Raw genomic sequence first — 18464 nt, 5'->3', positions numbered from 1 at the left:
GAGCTGAGGCCGCGCAGGTACGGCCTGCGCCGCCTCGTCTTGTCGGAGAGTTGCCTGTTCGCCGGGGCGCCAGCTTCGCGCAGCGTGCAGGACATTTGGCATAACGCCTGGTGCCCGGGGCGACGCCGCGCACTGGAAAGGGGCGCTCAGCGCGGAATCGGAATGATGGGCGGAGGCCCAATGACTTACTGCGCAGTCTTGTCCTGCGGCTGGTCGTGCGGCAACGGCTCGGCATCGAAGCGCTCGAACCCGCAGTAGCAGAGAAAGTGGCGATTGGCGGCTCGGCCGAACAGCGTCATGCCGAGCTTCCCTGCCAGCTCGTGCCCCATCGCGGTGACGCCATTGCGCGAGACGATGATCGGCACACCCATGTGGGCCGACTTCATCACCATCTCGCTCGTCAGACGCCCCGTGGTGTAGAAGACCTTGTCGCCACCGTCGACGCCATGGACCGCCATCCACCCTGCGATGGTGTCAATGGCGTTGTGCCTTCCGACGTCTTCCACGAACACCAGCATGTCGGTCCCGCGGAACAGCGCACAGCCGTGCACCGACCCCGCGTGCCGATGCACGCTGTTGCGCGATCTCATCAGTTCGAGAATCCGCAGCAGCGTGCCTTGGGCGATGCGTGCCGATTGCGCCGCCGGCAGGCGGACGGAGCCGATCTGGGCCATCGCATCGCCGAAAACGGTGCCCTGTCCGCAACCTGTCGTCACGATCCGGCGCGCGGTCTTCTCACCGAGTCTGGCGACGCCGCGATGCGACTTCACGGCGGCCGCATCCACGCTCCAGTCGACATCGATGCTCTCGATGTCGCTTGCGCGCTGGATCAGGTCCTGATTCAGCAGATAGCCCAACACCAGCAACTCCGGCGAGGCGCCCAGGGTCATCAGCGTGACGAGTTCGCGCTTGTCCACGAAAACGGTCAACGGCCGCTCCGCCGGAATGTCGATGTCGCGCCGTTCTCCGTGCTGGTCGACGATCTCGATCCGGCGCAACAGCGGGCTGCGCGCCTGATTCAGGCGAGGCGTGCCGGCACGCGTGGAGAGCTGTACCGCATCAAAGGCCAGCGGCGCTTCGTCTTCAGGTGGGGCCATGCAGGAATCCTACGCCACCGGACTGCCGCGACATGCCGGAGCCGCGGGCCTCCCGTCGAAGAGGATACTTCTCGCAGGCTTTCGTGCCATCGGCTATCGTTCGTTCGATGCCTTCTTCGGACACTCCTGCCGCCAACGGCCGCCCGGCGCTCGACGTCGCGGTGGTCATGCGCCGCGAGCGCCTGCACGGCCCCTCGAGTCACTGGCAGCCCTGGCGCTGGACGCTCGACAGCGTGCTGCCCGACGAGCCCGGCTTCGGCACCGAGCCGCGCCTGCTGCGCAACGACGATGGCGAGCAGCGCTGGCTGCACCCGGGCTTCAAGGTCGAGCTGTTCCGCGACGAGGCCGAGGGCTACCACCTCAACGCGATCACGCCGACGCCGTGCTGGTTCGTGCTGTGGCGCATGGACGAGGAGGCCACGCTCGCGCCCGAGCCCATCCCGCGCCCGGTCGTGGTGACGCTGAGCTACTACGAGGCCGGGCGCTGGCTCGATGCGCAGGAAACCGTCGAACAGGTTCCGGCACCCGCGGAGGTGGTCGACTGGGTGCGCACCTTCGTGAACGAGCACTATGTGATCGAACCCAAGCGCCGCCGGCGGCCCGAGAGCTTCCGGTCGCTGGTCGACCGTTTCGGCAATGCCGCGAGCGTGACGACCGAGAAGAAGCGCGGGCGGGGCGCTGGCGATGTCTGAGGGTTTTCTCGGACGGTGGTCGCGCCGCAAGCAGGAGGTGCGCGCGGCCGAGACCGCCGTGGAAGAGAGGGCCCCGCCGGCAGCGCAACCTGTTCCGGCGCCAGCGGCAGCGCCCACCCCCGTCGCGGAGGCTGCCGCCCTGCCCCCGGAGGGTGAACAGGAAGCTCCGCCGCCACTGACGCTCGCCGATGTGGAAGCGCTGGGCATCGAGTCGGACTACAAGCCCTTCCTGGCCAGGGAGGTCGCGCCCGAGGTCAAGAACGCGGCCTTGCGCAAGCTCTTTTCCGATCCGCATTTCAACGTGATGGATGGTCTCGACACCTACGTCGACGACTATTCCCGATCCACCCCCGTGCCAGAGAGCGTGCTGCGCCAGATGGCGAGCGCCAAGTTCCTCAAGCTCTTCGACGAGGCGCCCGAGGACATTCCCCCGGAAACCCCCGACACCACCGGGACGGCGAAAGTGGCACAGTCCGGAGAATCCGAAACGCTTCCCAGCCCGCCGGTTGCCGAGATGCAGCCCGCCAGCCAAGAAACCGATGACCACCACGCTGATCTGCGACTGCAACCAGACGATGCCGCTCGAGCCGAAGACCCTCGGCGCGGCACTGGCTGAAACGCTTCCGCTGCATTCGTCGCTGTGCCGCCGCGAGGCGACTTCCTTCCAGCGCGCCATCCAGTCCGGCGACGAGGTCGTGGTCGCCTGCACCCAGGAAAAACGGCTCTTCGGCGAACTCGCCACGCAGACGCCCGACGCGACCTCGCCGATCCGCTTCATCAACATCCGCGAGACGGGCGGCTGGAGCCGCGACGCCAAGGCCGCGATGCCGAAGATCGCCGCGCTGCTGGCCGCGGCCAGCCTGCCCGAGCCCGAGCCCGTCCCGACCGTGAGCTACACCAGCCAGGGCCGGCTGCTGATCATCGGCCCGCTCGACGAAGCCGAGCGTGCTGCGGCGCTGGTCGGCGACACGCTCGACGTGACCTTGTTCGCGCAGGGGCCCGGTGCAGGCGGCGGCGCACAGGCGCGCCGCTGGCCGGTGATTGCCGGGCGCATCGATTCGCTCACCGGCTGGCTCGGCGCCTTCACGCTGCGCTGGACGCGCGACAACGCGATCGACCTCGACCTGTGCACCCGCTGCAACGCCTGCGTGGTCGCCTGCCCCGAGCAGGCCATCGGGCTGGACTACCAGATCGACAACGCGCGCTGCACCTCGCACCGCGATTGCGAACGCGCCTGCAGCGTGGCGGGCGCCATCAATTTCAGCCGCGAGCCCCAGGCGCTCGATGCGGCGTTCGACCTCGTGCTCGATCTCGGCACCGCGCCGCAGATCGACTGGCACGCACCGCCGCAGGGCTACTTCCACCTGTCCGGCGGCGTCGCGCATGCCGAGGGCCTGCAGACGCTGCTGCGCTTGCGTGAGCTGGTCGGGGAATTCGAAAAGCCCAAGTTCTTCGACTACAAGCAGAAGCTCTGCGCGCACAGCCGCAACGAGGTGGTCGGCTGCAATGCCTGCGTCGACGTGTGCTCGGCCCATGCCGTGAGCAGCGACAGGCAGCGCCAGCGCATCGTGGTCAACCCGAACTTGTGCGTCGGCTGCGGGGCCTGCACCACGGTGTGCCCGACGGGCGCCCTGGGCTACACCTACCCGCGTGCGCCCGACCAGGGGCTCAAGCTGCGCAAGCTGCTCGCCACCTATGCCGCGGCGGGCGGCCGCGACGCCGCGCTGCTGCTGCACAGCCAGGAAGACGGCCAAGCGCTGCTCGAGCAACTCGGCCGACAGGCGCAGCTCGGCAAGGCGCAGGGCGTGCCGGCGCAGGTGATTCCCGTGGACCTCTTTCATGCGGCCAGCACCGGCATCGACCTGTGGCTGAGCGCGATCGCCTTCGGTGCCTCGCAGGTGGCGGTGCTTTGCACCGGAGAGGAAGCGCCGCAGTACCTCGCGGCCCTCAAGACGCAGATGGACATCGCGCAGGCGCTGTTGCGGGGCCTGGGCTACACCGGTACGCACTTCCGCGTGATCGAGGCCGACTCGCCGGCCGTTCTGGATGCCGCGCTGGCCAGCTTGCGCACGACCACGCAGCGCGTGCCGGCCAACCCTGCGCGCTTCGCCGTCGGAGCCGACAAGCGCGACCGGCTCGAGATGGCGCTCGACCACCTGATGGGCGAGGCGCCGACCCTGCAGGCGCCGGCCGACGCACCGCTGGCTTTCGGGTTGCCGGCAGGATCGCCGCTCGGCGCCATCGCGGTCGACAAGGACAAGTGCACGCTGTGCTTGGCCTGCGTCGGCGCCTGCCCGTCGGGCGCGCTGCTCGACAGCCAGAGCGCGCCGCAGCTGCGCTTCATCGAGAAGAACTGCGTTCAATGCGGCTTGTGCGAGACCACATGCCCCGAAGACGCCGTCTCGCTCTTGCCGCGCCTGCTGGCTGCGCCCGAGCGCAAGCAGCAGGTGCTGCTGAACGAGGCCAAGCCCTGGGTCTGCATCCGCTGCAGCAAGCCCTTCGGCACGCAGAAGGCGATCGAGGCCATGCTCGGCAAGCTGGCCGGGCATGCGATGTTCCAGGGCGAAGCGCTGGAGCGCCTCAAGATGTGCAGCGACTGCCGCGTCATCGACCTCTACAGTGCCACCGACGAAGTGAAGATCGCCCCGCTATGAGCCAGACCTTTCCCGCCTCTTCCGCACTCGACGAGGAGGTGGCCCGGGCGGAGCTCTACGGCCTGCTGGCGCGGCTCTGGTACGCCGCACCCGATGCCGGGCTGCTGGAGGCCTTCCAGATGGCGCCCACCGAGGCGCCGGCCGCGGGCGCCTTTCTCGAGGAACCGTGGCGCCAGCTGGTCGGCATCGCGCGCGACACGAGCGCGGCCGCCGCGCACGACGAATACGACGCGCTCTTCGGCGGCATCGGCAAGCCCGAGGTCTTCCTCTTCGGCTCGCACTACCTGAGCGGCTTCCTCAACGACAAGCCGCTCGTGCAGCTGCGCAACGACCTCGACCGGCTGGGCCTGGCACGCACCGAGAGCACCTACGAGACCGAGGACCACATCGCCTGCCTGTTCGAGGTCATGCGCTACCTGATCGCCGGCGAGGACGTGGAGGTCGCCAACCTCACACAGCAACAGGCCATCTTCTCGAAGCACATCCAGCCTTGGCTGCCGGCCTTGTGCGAGGCCGTGTCGCAGCATCCGAAGGCCCGGTTCTATGCGGCACTCGCCGTCTTCACGCGCGCGTTCGGCGACGTCGAGGCGCAGGCCTTCGACATGCTGGCCTGAGGCAACGGATGCAAGGGCTTATCAGGTTGCTCGCCGGTTGCTGCTGGTCTAGGATTTGTAAGGGCGGACGGGTTTCCTTCTCTCGTCGGGCCTAGCCACTCCGGGAGTCAGCATGCAGGACAGCCAGAACACCGGCCTCGAGCCGGCATCCCGTCGGGGATTCTTCCTCGGTGCCGCAACCGCCGGCGTCGCCGCGGTGGCCGTCACGGCGCTGCCGAAGGTGGTCGAGACGCCCGTCGCCGCCCCCTCCCCCCTGCCACCCGCGCCTGAAAACGGCGGCGGCTATTCCCTGAGCGAGCACGTCAAGCGCTACTACGCGACCGCTTCAGCCTGAGGAGTCCCTGCTGTGCTTCTGACAAGAAAATCCCCGAGCATCGCGGGTCAGCGTGCCTCCGACGCGTCCACCCACGCGTCGCCCTTCGTCCACAGCCTTCGGCGCGGTCTTGCGAACGCCTTGCCGACGATGGACCGGCGCGCCTTCCTGCGGCGCTCCGGCCTCGGCGTCGGGGTGGGCCTGGCCGCCAGCCAGCTCACGCTGATCCAGAAGGCCAAGGCCGCCGACGGCAAGCCTACGGCGATCGGCGCCGGCAAGATCGAGGTGAAGCGCACCGTGTGTTCGCACTGCTCGGTTGGCTGCGCGTCCGACGCCGTGGTCGAGAACGGCGTGTGGGTGCGGCAGGAACCCGTGTTCGATTCGCCCCTGAACCTCGGCGCCCACTGCGCCAAGGGCGCCGCGCTGCGCGAACACGGCCATGGCGAATACCGCCTGCGCTACCCGATGAAGCTCGTCAACGGCAAGTACGAGCGCATCAGCTGGGACACCGCGCTCGACGAAATCACGGCCAAGCTCAAGGAACTCACCAAGGCCAGCGGGCCGGACGCGATCTACTGGATCGGTTCGAGCAAGCACAGCAACGAGCAGTCGTACCTGATGCGCAAGTTCGTGAGCTTCTTCGGCAGCAACAACTGCGACCACCAGGCGCGCATCTGCCACTCGACCACGGTCGCGGGCGTGGCGAATACATGGGGCTACGGCGCCATGACCAATTCGTACAACGACATGCGCAACGCGAAGGTCGCGATGTACATCGGCTCGAATGCGGCCGAGGCGCACCCCGTGAGCATGCTGCACATGCTGCACGCCAAGGAAAACGGCTGCAAGATGATCGTGGTCGACCCGCGCTTCACCCGCACCGCGGCCAAGGCCCACGAATACGTGCGCATCCGCTCGGGCTCGGACATCGCGTTCCTGTTCGGCATCCTGCACCACATCTTCAAGAACGGCTGGGAAGACAAGCGCTACATCAACGACCGCGTCTACGGCATGGACGACGTGCGCACGGACGTCATGAGCAAGTGGACACCGGACAAGGTCGAAGAGGCCTGCGGCGTCGGCGAAGCCCAGGTATTGAAGATCGCGACCATGCTGCACGAGAACCGCCCCGGCACGGTGGTCTGGTGCATGGGCCAGACGCAGCACAGCATCGGCAACGCCATCGTGCGGGCTTCGTGCATCCTCCAGCTGGCGCTCGGCAACGTCGGCACGTCGGGCGGCGGCACCAACATCTTCCGCGGACACGACAACGTGCAAGGCGCGACCGACGTCGGCCCCAACCCCGATTCGCTGCCGGGCTACTACGGCCTGGTCGAAGGTTCGTGGAAGCACTTCGCCGCCACCTGGGGCGTGGACTTCGAATGGATCAAGGGCCGTTTCGCATCGCCCGCGATGATGAGCAAGCCCGGCATCACGGTGTCGCGCTGGATCGACGGCGTGCTCGAGAAGAACGAACTGATCGACCAGGACTCGAACCTGCGCGGCGTCTTCTACTGGGGCCATGCGCCCAACTCGCAGACCCGCGGCCTCGAGATGAAGCGGGCGATGGACAAGCTCGATCTGCTCGTCGTCGTCGACCCGTATCCGTCGGCCACGGCCGCGATGGCCGCGATGCCGGGCAGGCCCGAGGACGCCAATGCGAATCGCGCGGTGTACCTGCTGCCCGCGTGCACGCAGTTCGAAACCAGCGGATCGGTGACGGCGTCGAACCGGTCGGTCCAATGGCGCGAGAAGGTGATCGAGCCGCTTTGGGAAAGCCGCAGCGACCACATGATCATGCAGCAGTTCGCCGACCGGCTGGGCTTCGGCAAGGAGCTCAGCAAGAACTACAAGATGCAGAAGGTCAAGGGCATGGACGAGCCCGTGCCGGACGACATCCTGCGCGAGATCAACAAGTCCTGCTGGGCCGTCGGCTACTCGGGCCAGAGCCCCGAGCGGCTGCAGGCGCACATGCGCAACATGGCCGCCTTCGACGTGCGCACGCTCAAGGCCAAGGGTTCCGTCAAGGACAAGGTCAACGGCTACGACATCTCGGGGGATTACTTCGGACTGCCCTGGCCCTGCTACGGCACGCCCGAGCTCAAGCACCCCGGCTCGCCCAACCTCTACGACACGTCCAAGCACGTGATGGATGGGGGCGGCAACTTCCGCGCGAACTTCGGCGTGGAGCGCAACGGCAAGAACCTGCTGGCCGAAGACGGCTCCCACTCGCTCGGCGCCGAGATCACCACCGGCTACCCCGAACTCGACCACCTGCTGCTCAAGAAACTCGGCTGGTGGGACGAACTCACCGAGGCCGAGAAGCCCAAGGCCGAAGGCAAGAACTGGAAGACCGACAGTTCGGGCGGCATGATCCGCGTGTTCATGAAGAACCACGGCTGCCACCCCTTCGGCAATGCCAAGGCGCGTGCATCGGTGTGGAACTTCCCGGATGCGATTCCGCAGCACCGGGAGCCGCTCTACGGCACGCGTCCCGACCTGGTCGCGAAGTATCCGACCCACGACGACAAGATGGCCTTCTGGCGCCTGCCCACGCTCTACAAGACCGTGCAGCAGAAGAACGTCGCCGACAAGATCGCCGAGAAATTCCCGTACATCATGACCTCGGGCCGGCTCGTGGAGTACGAGGGCGGCGGCGAGGAAACGCGCTCCAATCCCTGGCTGGCCGAGTTGCAGCAGGAGATGTTCATCGAGATCAATCCGAAGGTGGCGGCCGAGAAGAACATCCGCAACGGCGAGCGCGCCTGGGTGCACACGCCCACCGGCGCCAAGCTCAACGTGCAGGCCCTGGTGACCGAGCGCGTCGGGCCCGACACGGTGTTCATGCCCTTCCACTTCTCGGGCCGCTGGCAGGGCCAGGACCTGCTCGCCTACTACCCGAAGGGCGCGGCGCCCATCGTGCGCGGCGAAGCCATCAACACCGGCACGACCTACGGCTACGACAGCGTCACCATGATGCAAGAGACCAAAACCACGGTCTGCAACATCGAGAAAGCATAAGGAATCACCATGGCAAGAATGAAGTTCGTCTGCGATTCCGAGCGCTGCATCGAGTGCAACGGCTGTGTCACGGCCTGCAAGAACGAGAACGAGGTGCCCTGGGGCGTGAATCGCCGCCGCGTGGTCACGCTCAATGACGGCCTGCCGGGCGAGAAATCGATCTCGGTGGCCTGCATGCATTGCTCCGACGCACCCTGCATGGCGGTGTGCCCCGTGCAATGCTTCTACCGCACCGAGGAAGGCGTGGTGCTGCACGACAAGGACGTGTGCATCGGCTGCGGCTACTGCTCGTACGCCTGCCCGTTCGGCGCGCCGCAGTTCCCGTCGCAAGGCACCTTCGGCGCACGCGGCAAGATGGACAAGTGCACCTTCTGCGCCGGCGGCCCCGAAGCCAACGGCTCCGAAGCCGAGTTCGAGAAGTACGGCCGCAACCGCCTGGCCGAAGGCAAGCTGCCGGCCTGTGCCGAGATGTGCTCGACCAAGGCGCTGCTGGCCGGCGACGGCGACGTGGTGGCCGACATCTTCCGCACGCGCGTCGTGCAACGCGGCACGGGCGCCGAAGTCTGGGGCTGGGGCACGGCCTACGGCTCGCAACAGGCCGGCAAACCACCCACCGGAGGCACCAAGTGATGCGCGCGGTCGCGACCCTCGTCGCGCTCGCGTCGGGCGCGATGCTGCTTGCGGCCTGCACCGAGAAGCCGCAGACGAACGCCGAGGGCGTCAAGCACGATGCAGTGCCATGGAGTGGCACTGGCACGCAGGACAACACCGGCACGGCCTTCACCGCGCCCGGATGGAAGGTGGGCGACAAGGCGGCGTGGGAGCAGCAGATCAAGGTTCGCTCCAACGGCCAGAACGAGTACACCCGAGAAAACTGAACCGGAGGCCGCATGAGCGTCACCATTCGCACCAGGCAGGCGTTCCACGCGCTGTTGGCGACCGCGCTCCTGGGCTATGCAGCGGTGGCATCGGCCCAGGACGCCAACCCGGCCGCGAGCGGCGCCGTCACGGCTTCGCCGGCGCCTGTTTCCCCTGCTTCGCCTGCTTCCGCTTCCGCTGCCGCTGCTGCACCGAAGGCCGAGGGCGGCGTCCGCAGCCAGAACATCTTCGAGGTCAAGCCCGAGGCCAGCGCCGACCCGAACTACCTCAACCAGACCAACGGCGAGCGCAACAAGGTACAGCCCGGCAACAACGCGCCGATGTGGCGCCAGGTGAGCGGCGGCGTCACCGGTTACAGCAGCCTGCCGGCGAGCGAGGCGCCCGAGGCCGGCAACCTGATCCAGCGCTTCGTGCAGTACCCGGGCTCGCGCTTCACCAACGCGGGCGAGGCCTGGCGGCAGGTGCGCAACAACTGGATCATTCCGTACGGCGCGGCGCTGCTCTTCGTCACGCTGCTGGCGCTGGCCATCTTCCATTTCACGCGCGGGCCGATCCGGCTGCACGGCGCCGAGACCGGACGCAAGATCGAGCGCTTCACGCCGTTCGAGCGCGCCACGCACTGGTCGAACGCCCTGGCCTTCGTCACGCTTGCGCTGTCGGGCATCGTGATGGCCTTCGGCAAGTTCTTCCTGTTGCCGGTGCTCGGCAGCGCGCTGTTCGGCTGGCTCACCTACATGCTCAAGACCGTGCACAACTTCGTGGGGCCGCTGTTCGTCGTGACCACGCTGTTCATGATCTTCACTTTCATCCGCAGCAACTGGCCGCGGGCGGAAGACCTCGCCTGGCTGCGGCACGGCGGCGGCCTGTTCGGCGGCAGGGAGCCCGCGTCGCACCGCTTCAACGCCGGCGAGAAGGCCGTGTTCTGGGGCGGCGTGCTCTTTCTGGGCAGCATCGTCATCGGCTCGGGGTTGTTCCTCGACAAGCTGTTGCCCGGCTTCGTCTACACGCGCGGCGAGATGCAGGTCGCGCACATGATCCATGCGGTGGCCACGCTGCTCATGATGGCCATGATCCTGGGCCACATCTACATCGGCACGCTGGGCATGACCGGCGCCTACAAGGCGATGCGCGAAGGCTATGTCGACGAGACCTGGGCGCGCGAGCACCATCGCCTCTGGTATGACGACATCGAGGCCGGCAAGATCCCGGCGCAGCGCTCGGCGCCCCCCGACGCATCGGACCCGGCACGGCCGGTGACCGCGCAAGGAACCTCCGCATGAAGCACACGCTGACCCTTCTCTGCGTGCTGGCGCTACCGCTGGCTGCATCGTCCGTTCTCGCCAAGCTTCCCGCGCCCACGCCGGAAGCGCAGGCGAAGGCCGCCGAGGCTGCGGCCCGCACCGCATGGAGCGCCAAGACCGACGCCTACCTGCTGTGCAAGGCACAGGACCAGGTCGCAGCCAAATACCGCGCCAGTGCCCAGTCCGCTGGCAAGCCGGTGCCGGCCGCGGCGACCACGCCGCCCTGCGTGGACCCGGGTCCTTACGCCGCGGCGCCTGCGGGCGAAACCAAGCCCATCGAGGCCTCGGGTGCACATTCCCCGGCCTCCACGGCTGCATCGCCGCCCAGTACGAACCAGACCTCGGCCCAGACCAATCCCGCACCCAAGAAGTAGGTCAGCGTTGCCCTGCACAAGCGCGGGCGAAACTGAAGAAAAAGCGGCCGGCGAGGGCACGGTGCGCGACAAGGTCAGCGACATCCAACTTCTATACTGGCCCTGATGCCCCCACCCGAACGAACCGCCTCGACCGATGTGCGCATGCGCGGCTTCACCCAGCGCGCGGAGGTTCCCGATGCGCTCGCATGGATCGACGCTCACACGCCACTGCTGCCCGGCGAATCCGTGGCGGTCGACGAGGCCACGGGGCGGGTACTGCTGCATGAGGTGATCGCGCCCATCGCGGTGCCCGAATTCGACCGCTCGGCCATGGACGGCTATGCGCTGCGCGGCGGCGAGACCACGGGGGCCGGCGAATACAACCCGTTGGAGTTTCCGCTTCTGGGCCATGCCTGGCCCGGGCGGCCTTTCGATGGCGCCGTGCCCGCGGGCGCGGCCATCCGCATCATGACCGGCGCCCCGGTGCCGCTGGAACTGGATGCCGTGGTGCCCGCCGAATACGCGAGCGAGCAGGACGGGCGTCTGGCCATCACGCGGGCTGTGGCACCGGGCCAGCACGTGGGCCACGTCGGCGAGGACATCGCGCGCGGCAGCACGGCACTGGCCGTGGGACGCCGGCTGCGACCGCAGGACGCAGGGCTGGCGGCTTCGCTGGGCCTGGCGCTGTTGCAGGTGGTGCGCCGGCCTCGCGTGCGGCTGCTCGTGACCGGCAACGAAGTGCGGGCACCCGGCACACCCAAGGGGCCCTACGACATCTATGACGCCAACTCCGTGACCTTGCGCGGCCTCGTGACGCGCGACGGTGGCCTGCTGGAGTCGCATCAGCGCCTGGGCGACGACCCGCAAGTCATCGCGCAGGCACTGGCGGCTCCCGGTGCCGATGTGGTGCTCGTCTCCGGCGGCTCCAGCGTGGGCGCCGAGGACCATGCGCCGCGCCTGCTGGCCGAGCTCGGCGAACTCGCGATCCATGGCATCGCGATGCGCCCCTCCAGCCCGGCCGGCATGGGCCGCATCGGCGACACGCTGGTCTTCCTGTTGCCGGGCAACCCGGTCTCCTGCCTGTGCGCGTACGACTTCTTTGCCGGGCGTGCGATCCGCCGGCTCGGCGGCCGGCCTGCCGACTGGCCCTACCCCCGGACACGGGCGACCGTGGCGCGCAAGATCGTCTCGCAAGTGGGACGCGTCGACTACGTGCGCGTGAAGATCGGCAAGGAAGGCGTGGAGCCGCTCGCGCTGTCGGGTGCGTCGGTGCTGAGTTCGACCACGCGGGCCGACGGGTTCGTGGTCGCCCCTGCCGAAAGCGAAGGCTTCGGGCCCGGAACCGAAGTCACCGTTCATCTCTACGAGTGCCTGTGAAAGCCCAATCGCAATTTCTCGATGTCGTCACGCGCGACGAGGCCGAGCGCCGCTTCCGTGAACACCTCAAGCTCGCGCCGCTGGGGCGCGAGACCGTTCCCCTGCACGAGGCGCTGGACCGTGTGCTGGCCGAAGACGTGGTCGCCGCCATCGACGTGCCCGGCTTCGACCGCTCCAACGTCGATGGCTTTGCCGTGCAGGCCGCCGACACCTGGGGCGCGATGGAAGAACAGGCTCGCCTGCTGACGCTCACCGACGAGAGGCTGGCGCCCGGCATCGTGCCGCAGCGCGAAGTGACAGGCGGCCATGCGACTGCGATCGCCACGGGCGGCATGCTGCCGCGCGGCGCCGATGCGGTGGTGATGGTGGAGCACACCGATCTCGAGAACGGCGACGTGCAGATCCGCCGCGCGGCCACGGCGGGCGAGAACGTCAGCTACGCCGGCACCGACATCGCGCGCGGCGAAACGGTGCTGCGCGCCGGCCAGCCCCTGAGCTCGCGCGAGATCGGCGTGATCGCGGCACTCGGCCTCGCCGAGGTCGGCGTGTACCGCAAGCCGCGCGTGGCCATCTTTTCCACAGGCAACGAAATCGTCGCACCCGGTGCGCCGCTGCCCACGGGCGCGGTGTACGACTCCAACGCCGCCATCATCGGCGCCGCCGTCGAGGAACTGGGCGGCCAGCCCGTGCGGCTGGGCGTGATCCCGGACGACGAGACGGCGCTGGCGGCCGCACTCGCACGCGGGCTGGAATGCGATGCCGTGGTTTTTTCGGGCGGCACGTCCAAGGGGGAAGGCGATCTTTCCTATCGTGTGGTCGCTGCCCTCGGCGATCCGGGCGTGGTGGCGCACGGCGTGGCGCTCAAGCCCGGCAAGCCGGTGTGCCTGGCGGTCACGGGCGGCAAGCCCGTGGTGATCCTTCCGGGCTTTCCGACCTCAGCGGTCTTCACCTTCCACGAGTTCCTGGCGCCCGTGATCCGCGCCTTCGCAGGCCAGCCGCCCGAGCGGCGCGAGCACGTCGCGGCCACGCTGCCGATGCGCGTGAACTCCGAGCGCGGCCGTACCGAGTACCTGCTGGTGGGCCTGGTGCCCACCGACGAAGGCATGGCGGCCTACCCGATGGGCAAGGGCTCCGGCTCTGTCACCACGTTCAGCAACGCGGACGGCTTCATCACCATCGGCCAGCACACCGAGATCGTCGATGCCGGCGCGCCCGTGCAGGTACAGCTGTTGGGCCAGGGGTTGGACGCCGCAGACCTGATCTTCATCGGCAGCCATTGCGTGGGCCTGGACTGGCTGGCCGGCGAGCTGACGCGCCAGGGCATCCGCGTCAAGGCCATGAATGTGGGCAGCACCGGCGGGCTGATGGCCGCCAAACGCGGCGAATGCGATGTGGCGGGCATTCACCTGATGGACCCGGCCACGGGCGTTTACAACCAGCCGCTGCTCACGTCGGCGCTGGAACTGATTCCAGGGTATGGCCGCATGCAGGGCATCGTCTATCGCCCGCTCGACGCGCGCTTCGAGGGACTCGACGCCACCGCGGCCATCGCCGCCGCGATCACGCAGCCCGGTTGCACGATGGTCAATCGCAACGCCGGCAGCGGCACGCGCATCCTCATCGACCGCCTGCTCGGCACCGCGAAGCCGCCCGGCTACGGCGTGCAGACCAAATCGCACAACGCGGTGGCGGTGGCCGTGGCGCAGCAGCGCGCCGACTGGGGCCTGGCCATCGACACGGTCGCGCGGCAGTACGGGCTGGGCTTCATTCCCGTGCAGGAAGAACGCTACGACTTCGTGGTGCCCAGGGCACGGCGCGCGCGCGCGCCCGTGCAGGCGTTCATTGCGTTGCTGCAATCGGCCGCGGCACGCGAGGCGCTGAGCCGGTTGGGCTTTCGCGTCGATACCGCCGCCTGATCCAGCAGCACGGCCTCCTCAACTTGCAAGGACCCACACAATGACGATGGCCGCGCGCAGACGCTTCAACTTCCTCGCCCGCGCTGCTGCCCTCGTCGGCACACTGCTCGCACCGATCGCGCATGCGCAAGAAAAGTTCATCGTGCTTGCTTCGACCACCTCGACGGAACAGTCGGGCCTGTTCAAGCACCTGCTGCCGCAGTTCACGAAAGCCACGGGCATCGAGGTGCGCGTGGTGGCCGTGGGCACGGGCCAGGCGCTGGACATGGCGCGCCGCGGCGACGCCGATGCGCTGTTCGTGCATGACCAGCCCGCCGAGGAAAAGTTTGTCGCGGAAGGCTTCGGCCTCCCGCGCCGCCCGGTCATGTACAACGACTTCGTGCTGATCGGACCGAAAGCCGACCCAGCCGGTGTGCGCGGCAACGACGTCGCGGCCGCGCTCAAGCGCCTGGGCGCCACGGGCGGCGCCTTCGTCTCGCGCGGCGACAAGAGCGGCACCCACGCGGCCGAGCTGCGCCAGTGGAAACTGGCGGGCATCGACCTCGCGGCCGCCAAACCCGCCGGCTACAAGGAGTGCGGCTGCGGCATGGGCCAGGCGCTCAACATCGCCGCTTCCACTAATACCTATGTGTTGTCCGACCGCGGCACCTGGCTCAACTTCAAGAACCGCGGCGACCTGGGCATCGTGGTCGAGGGCGACCGGCAGCTGTTCAACCAGTACGGCGTGATCGTCGTGAACCCGGCCAAACATCCGCACGTCAAGAAAGACCTGGCGCAGGCTTTTTCCGACTGGGTGGTGTCGCGCGACGGGCAAGCCGTGATCGCCTCGTACAAGATCGGCGGCGAGCAGCTCTTCTTCCCGAACGCGAGCCAGTGAACGGTGGCCCAGTCGATGGATGGGCCGCGCGATGAGCATGGCCTCGCGGCTGCATTGATAACCGTCCTTCGATGAACACCATGACCGAAGGCTGGGCGCTGGCCTGGCAACTCATCACACACGCCGACCCCGAACTCGTACGCATCACGGCGCTCTCGCTGCAGGTCAGCGCCACGGCCTGCGCGATTGGCGCGCTGTTCGGCCTGCTGCTGGGCGCCTGGCTGGCGGTGGCGCGGTTCCCGGGGCACGCGCTGGCCGTGTGGTTGGTGAACACGCTGCTCGCCCTGCCCGCCGTGGTGGTGGGCCTGCTGGTGTACCTGCTGCTCTCGCGCTCGGGACCGCTGGGCGAACTGGGAATCCTGTTCACACCGTCAGCAATGGTGGTGGCGCAGAGCGTGCTCGTCACGCCGCTGATTGCCGCCCTGTCACGCCGACTCGTGATGGCGGCCCTGGCCGACGGCGGTGACCAGTTGCGTTCCCTGGGCGCCGGGCCGCTCACCACATCCCTGCTGATGCTGGTGCACGACCGGATGGGTGTGGCCACTGTCCTGCTCACGGCCTTCGCGCGGGCCATTGCCGAGGTGGGGGCCGTGATGATCGTCGGCGGCAACATCGCCGGCGTCACGCGCGTGATGACCACCACCATTGCGCTTGAGACCAGCAAGGGAAATCTTGCGCTGGCCTTGGCGCTGGGCATCGTGCTGCTGGCGGTGGTCGGCGCGGTCAATGGCGCCATCGGCCTGTTGCAGTGGCTTGCCACACGCCCGCTGAGCGCCGCCTCTCAGGTGACGCCGCATGCGGCGCCCCGGGCGCCCGCTCCTCGCACCCCTCGCGCGCCGGTTGCCAGCGAGGCGATGCCGTTGATCCGGGCCGACCGGGTCACGGTGCGCTTCCGCTCGCTGATAGCGCTGAACGACGCATCGCTGACCGTGCGCCGACGCGACCGGCTCATCCTCATCGGAGCCAACGGCTCGGGCAAGACCACGCTGCTGCGGCTGCTGCATGGACTTTTGCCCTGCGAAGGGCGCTGCGAATCCTTGCCACTGCAACCCGAAGGCCGCCTTCCGCGAGCCGCCATGCTGTTTCAGCGCCCTTTCCTGTTGAGCCTCTCGGTGTGGCGCAATGTCTGGGTGGGCCTGTGGCTTTCCGGCGTGCCGGCCTCCGAGCGCAGCGAGCGCTGCCGCCAGGGCCTGGCACACGTGGGCCTGCTTGAACACGCCACGCGATCTGCTCGTTCGCTTTCGGGTGGACAGCAGCAGCGCCTTGGCCTCGCACGCGCCTGGGCGCTGCGGCCGGACATCCTGTTCCTGGACGAGCCGACCGCCAGCCTGGATCCGGGCGCCAAGAATGAAATCGAGGCCCTCATCGAGGAGGTCGCCAGCAGCGGCGTGACGATCGTGATGAGCACCCACAACCTCGGGCAGGCCAAGCGCCTCGCCACGCGCGTGGCCTATCTGCATGCTGGACGGATCGTCGTCGAGCGCCCCGTGGCGGGCTTCTTCGACGCAGAGGATCTGCCCCCTGAAGCCGCCCAGTTCCTCCAGGGCGAGCTCGGCTGGCGCCTGCGGCCGTAGGAAGGGTCTCCAGATGCCACAGCCGCTCGAGAAGCACGCGCGCCCGCGCGACACCGATCACCGACGTGGTTCTTCGGGATCGCCACCGTTCGGGTGCGACCAACCTGAACCCATGGCGTATGCGCGATGGCAGGAACTGCTGTAGCGACTCGCACAACCGCAGTCTGCTTTGTGCAAGCGCCCCATTGCAGCACCGGCGCGAGGGGCACGCGGCCTAGACTTTTGGACATCCAAAGGTCCGACCTCAGCCCAACATGACGCACCCTACCGCATTGCCAAGCATCCATGGCCGCGCTTACTCCTCCATCGTCGAACGCCTCCGGAGCGCTGGCTGTCTGGACCGCATGTTCATCGACGGCGAGTGGGTGCTGCCGCAGGGGCAAGCCCGCGCCTCCGTCATCGACCCGTCGACCGAGGAACCCGTTGCGGAGATCGCGCTGGGAACTGCGCAAGACGTCGATGCGGCGGTGGCCGCGGCGCGGCGTGCCTTCGCCGCCTGGTCCGTGAGTTCCGCCCAAAGCAGGGCCTTGCTTCTCGACCGTGTCCACACGCTGATCCTCGAGCGGGCGGAGTGGTTCGCCCAGGCGATCTCGCTGGAGATGGGCGCTGCCATCGGCTTTGCGCGCAGCACCCAGGTGCCGGTCGCGGCGCAGCACATCCGCGTGGCACGGGACAACCTCGCGAGCTATGCGTTTCTCACCCATCGGGGGGACGTGGCCATCATGCGCGAGGCCATCGGCGTGTGCGGCCTGATCACCCCCTGGAACTGGCCGCTCTACCAGATCACCGCCAAGGTCGGCCCGGCCTTGGCGGCGGGATGCGCGGTCGTCCTGAAGCCCAGCGAACTGTCGCCGCTGAGCGCCTTGCTCTTTGCGCAGGTGATGCAAGACGCCGACATCCCGCCGGGCGTTTTCAACCTGGTAAGCGGCACCGGGCCGGAGGTCGGCGCCGCGCTGTCGGCGCATACGGACGTGGACATGATCTCGATCACCGGCTCGACCAGGGCCGGCGTCCTGGTGGCCCAGGCGGCGGCCCCGACGGTGAAGCGCGTGGCCCAGGAACTCGGCGGGAAATCGCCCAACGTGATCCTGCCGGACGCGGACCTGGCGCGGGCCGTGCCAGCAGGGGTGGCGGCCGCCTTGCGCAACGTCGGCCAGTCGTGCAGCGCGCCGACGCGCATGATCGTGCCGCGCGAGCGCCTCCAGGAGGTCGAACGCATCGCGCACGAAGCGGCGTCCAGCTTCGTGGTGGGCGATCCGCGCTCCGAGCAGACCACGCACGGTCCTGTGGCGAATCGCGCCCAGTTCAATCGGGTGCAGGAAATGATCGGCATCGGAATCGCCGAAGGCGCGCGGCTCGTTTGCGGCGGCCTCGGCCGAACCGAGGGCTTGCGCCGCGGCTTCTACTGCCGCCCGACCATCTTCTCCGAGGTGCATCCCCGGATGCAGATCGCGCAGGAGGAGATCTTCGGCCCGGTGCTCGCGATCATTCCGTACGACAGCGTGGACGAGGCCGTGGAAATTGCCAACGGCACCGTCTACGGCCTGGGCGCTCACGTGCAAGGGCGAGACCTTGCAGCGGCGCGCGCCGTCGCGGCGCGCATTCGCTGCGGGCAGGTGCACATCAACTATCCGGCCTGGAGCCCCCATGCCCCCTTCGGCGGCTACAAGCGCTCGGGAAATGGCCGCGAATACGGAATAGAAGGTCTCGAGGAGTATCTGGAAACCAAAGCCATTCTTGGCTTCCAGGAAAGCAGCGGAAGCGTCCAGGCTTGAATCGACGAGCGAGATCCA

The 18464-nt window shown here is 68.2% G+C and carries 16 protein-coding genes; 15 read left to right on the top strand and 1 reads right to left on the bottom strand.

All coding sequences use genetic code 11. The annotated features are described in order from the left end of the window. Window positions 1–185 precede the first annotated feature (185 nt). Window positions 186–1097 (bottom strand): formate dehydrogenase accessory sulfurtransferase FdhD, encoded by a 912-nt coding sequence (locus tag ASC92_RS24875; RefSeq protein WP_056521113.1) that lies wholly within the window; start codon window positions 1095–1097, stop codon window positions 186–188. 107 nt (window positions 1098–1204) lie between these two features. Here ASC92_RS24875 and ASC92_RS24870 point away from each other — a divergent pair, with 107 nt between their 5' ends. The 15 genes from ASC92_RS24870 (at window position 1205) to ASC92_RS24800 (ending at window position 18446) form a co-directional block, all read left to right on the top strand. Beyond that, complete coding sequence (locus ASC92_RS24870; RefSeq protein ID WP_056521111.1) at window positions 1205–1789, top strand: DUF3305 domain-containing protein; 585 nt, start codon at window positions 1205–1207, stop codon at window positions 1787–1789. After that, window positions 1782–2405, top strand: a complete 624-nt coding sequence (locus tag ASC92_RS24865; protein ID WP_056521109.1) for a DUF3306 domain-containing protein — start codon at window positions 1782–1784, stop codon at window positions 2403–2405. Before ASC92_RS24870 ends, ASC92_RS24865 begins: the two co-directional genes overlap by 8 nt. Further along, window positions 2365–4443: a 4Fe-4S dicluster domain-containing protein gene (locus ASC92_RS24860; RefSeq protein WP_056522108.1), complete on the top strand. Its 2079-nt coding sequence runs from the start codon at window positions 2365–2367 to the stop codon at window positions 4441–4443. The genes ASC92_RS24865 and ASC92_RS24860 overlap by 41 nt, the downstream gene beginning before the upstream one ends. After that, window positions 4440–5057: a molecular chaperone gene (locus tag ASC92_RS24855; protein ID WP_056521107.1), complete on the top strand. Its 618-nt coding sequence runs from the start codon at window positions 4440–4442 to the stop codon at window positions 5055–5057. The genes ASC92_RS24860 and ASC92_RS24855 overlap by 4 nt, the downstream gene beginning before the upstream one ends. Before the next feature lie 112 nt (window positions 5058–5169). Beyond that, window positions 5170–5391 (top strand): hypothetical protein, encoded by a 222-nt coding sequence (locus tag ASC92_RS24850; RefSeq protein WP_056521105.1) that lies wholly within the window; start codon window positions 5170–5172, stop codon window positions 5389–5391. Between the two features lie 12 nt (window positions 5392–5403). Continuing rightward, on the top strand, window positions 5404–8391 hold the full coding sequence (locus tag ASC92_RS24845) for a formate dehydrogenase subunit alpha (RefSeq protein WP_056521103.1): 2988 nt from the start codon (window positions 5404–5406) through the stop codon (window positions 8389–8391). Window positions 8392–8400: 9 nt separating this feature from the next. Further along, window positions 8401–9021 carry a formate dehydrogenase FDH3 subunit beta gene (gene fdh3B / locus ASC92_RS24840; protein WP_056521101.1) on the top strand — a complete coding sequence of 207 codons (621 nt, stop codon included), beginning with the start codon at window positions 8401–8403 and terminating at the stop codon, window positions 9019–9021. After that, window positions 9021–9269 (top strand): hypothetical protein, encoded by a 249-nt coding sequence (locus ASC92_RS24835; RefSeq protein WP_056521099.1) that lies wholly within the window; start codon window positions 9021–9023, stop codon window positions 9267–9269. Before fdh3B ends, ASC92_RS24835 begins: the two co-directional genes overlap by 1 nt. A 12-nt stretch (window positions 9270–9281) precedes the next feature. Next, the gene (locus ASC92_RS24830; protein WP_056521097.1) at window positions 9282–10550 is read left to right on the top strand and encodes a formate dehydrogenase subunit gamma; all 1269 of its coding nucleotides are present in this window, start codon (window positions 9282–9284) and stop codon (window positions 10548–10550) included. Next, the gene (locus ASC92_RS24825; RefSeq protein WP_056521096.1) at window positions 10547–10945 is read left to right on the top strand and encodes a hypothetical protein; all 399 of its coding nucleotides are present in this window, start codon (window positions 10547–10549) and stop codon (window positions 10943–10945) included. Before ASC92_RS24830 ends, ASC92_RS24825 begins: the two co-directional genes overlap by 4 nt. 105 nt (window positions 10946–11050) lie before the next feature. Continuing rightward, window positions 11051–12304, top strand: a complete 1254-nt coding sequence (glp, locus tag ASC92_RS24820; RefSeq protein WP_056521094.1) for a gephyrin-like molybdotransferase Glp — start codon at window positions 11051–11053, stop codon at window positions 12302–12304. Further along, a complete protein-coding gene (locus ASC92_RS24815) occupies window positions 12301–14220 on the top strand; it encodes a molybdopterin biosynthesis protein (protein ID WP_056521092.1) in 1920 nt (639 codons plus the stop codon). Before glp ends, ASC92_RS24815 begins: the two co-directional genes overlap by 4 nt. Window positions 14221–14266: 46 nt before the next feature. Continuing rightward, a complete protein-coding gene (locus tag ASC92_RS24810; protein WP_414820425.1) occupies window positions 14267–15097 on the top strand; it encodes an extracellular solute-binding protein in 831 nt (276 codons plus the stop codon). Window positions 15098–15168: 71 nt separating this feature from the next. Continuing rightward, window positions 15169–16671, top strand: coding sequence for an ABC transporter permease (locus tag ASC92_RS24805; RefSeq protein ID WP_056521089.1), 1503 nt, complete (start codon window positions 15169–15171; stop codon window positions 16669–16671). A 344-nt stretch (window positions 16672–17015) separates the two neighbouring features. Beyond that, window positions 17016–18446 carry an aldehyde dehydrogenase family protein gene (locus ASC92_RS24800; RefSeq protein WP_235505999.1) on the top strand — a complete coding sequence of 477 codons (1431 nt, stop codon included), beginning with the start codon at window positions 17016–17018 and terminating at the stop codon, window positions 18444–18446. Window positions 18447–18464: the final 18 nt, after the last annotated feature.

The sequence above is a fragment of the Variovorax sp. Root411 genome (assembly GCF_001425205.1).
GTDB lineage: Bacteria > Pseudomonadota > Gammaproteobacteria > Burkholderiales > Burkholderiaceae_C > Variovorax.
The sequence above is the reverse complement of the archived record's forward strand: the minus strand, read 5'-3'. Positions and strand labels throughout refer to the sequence as shown.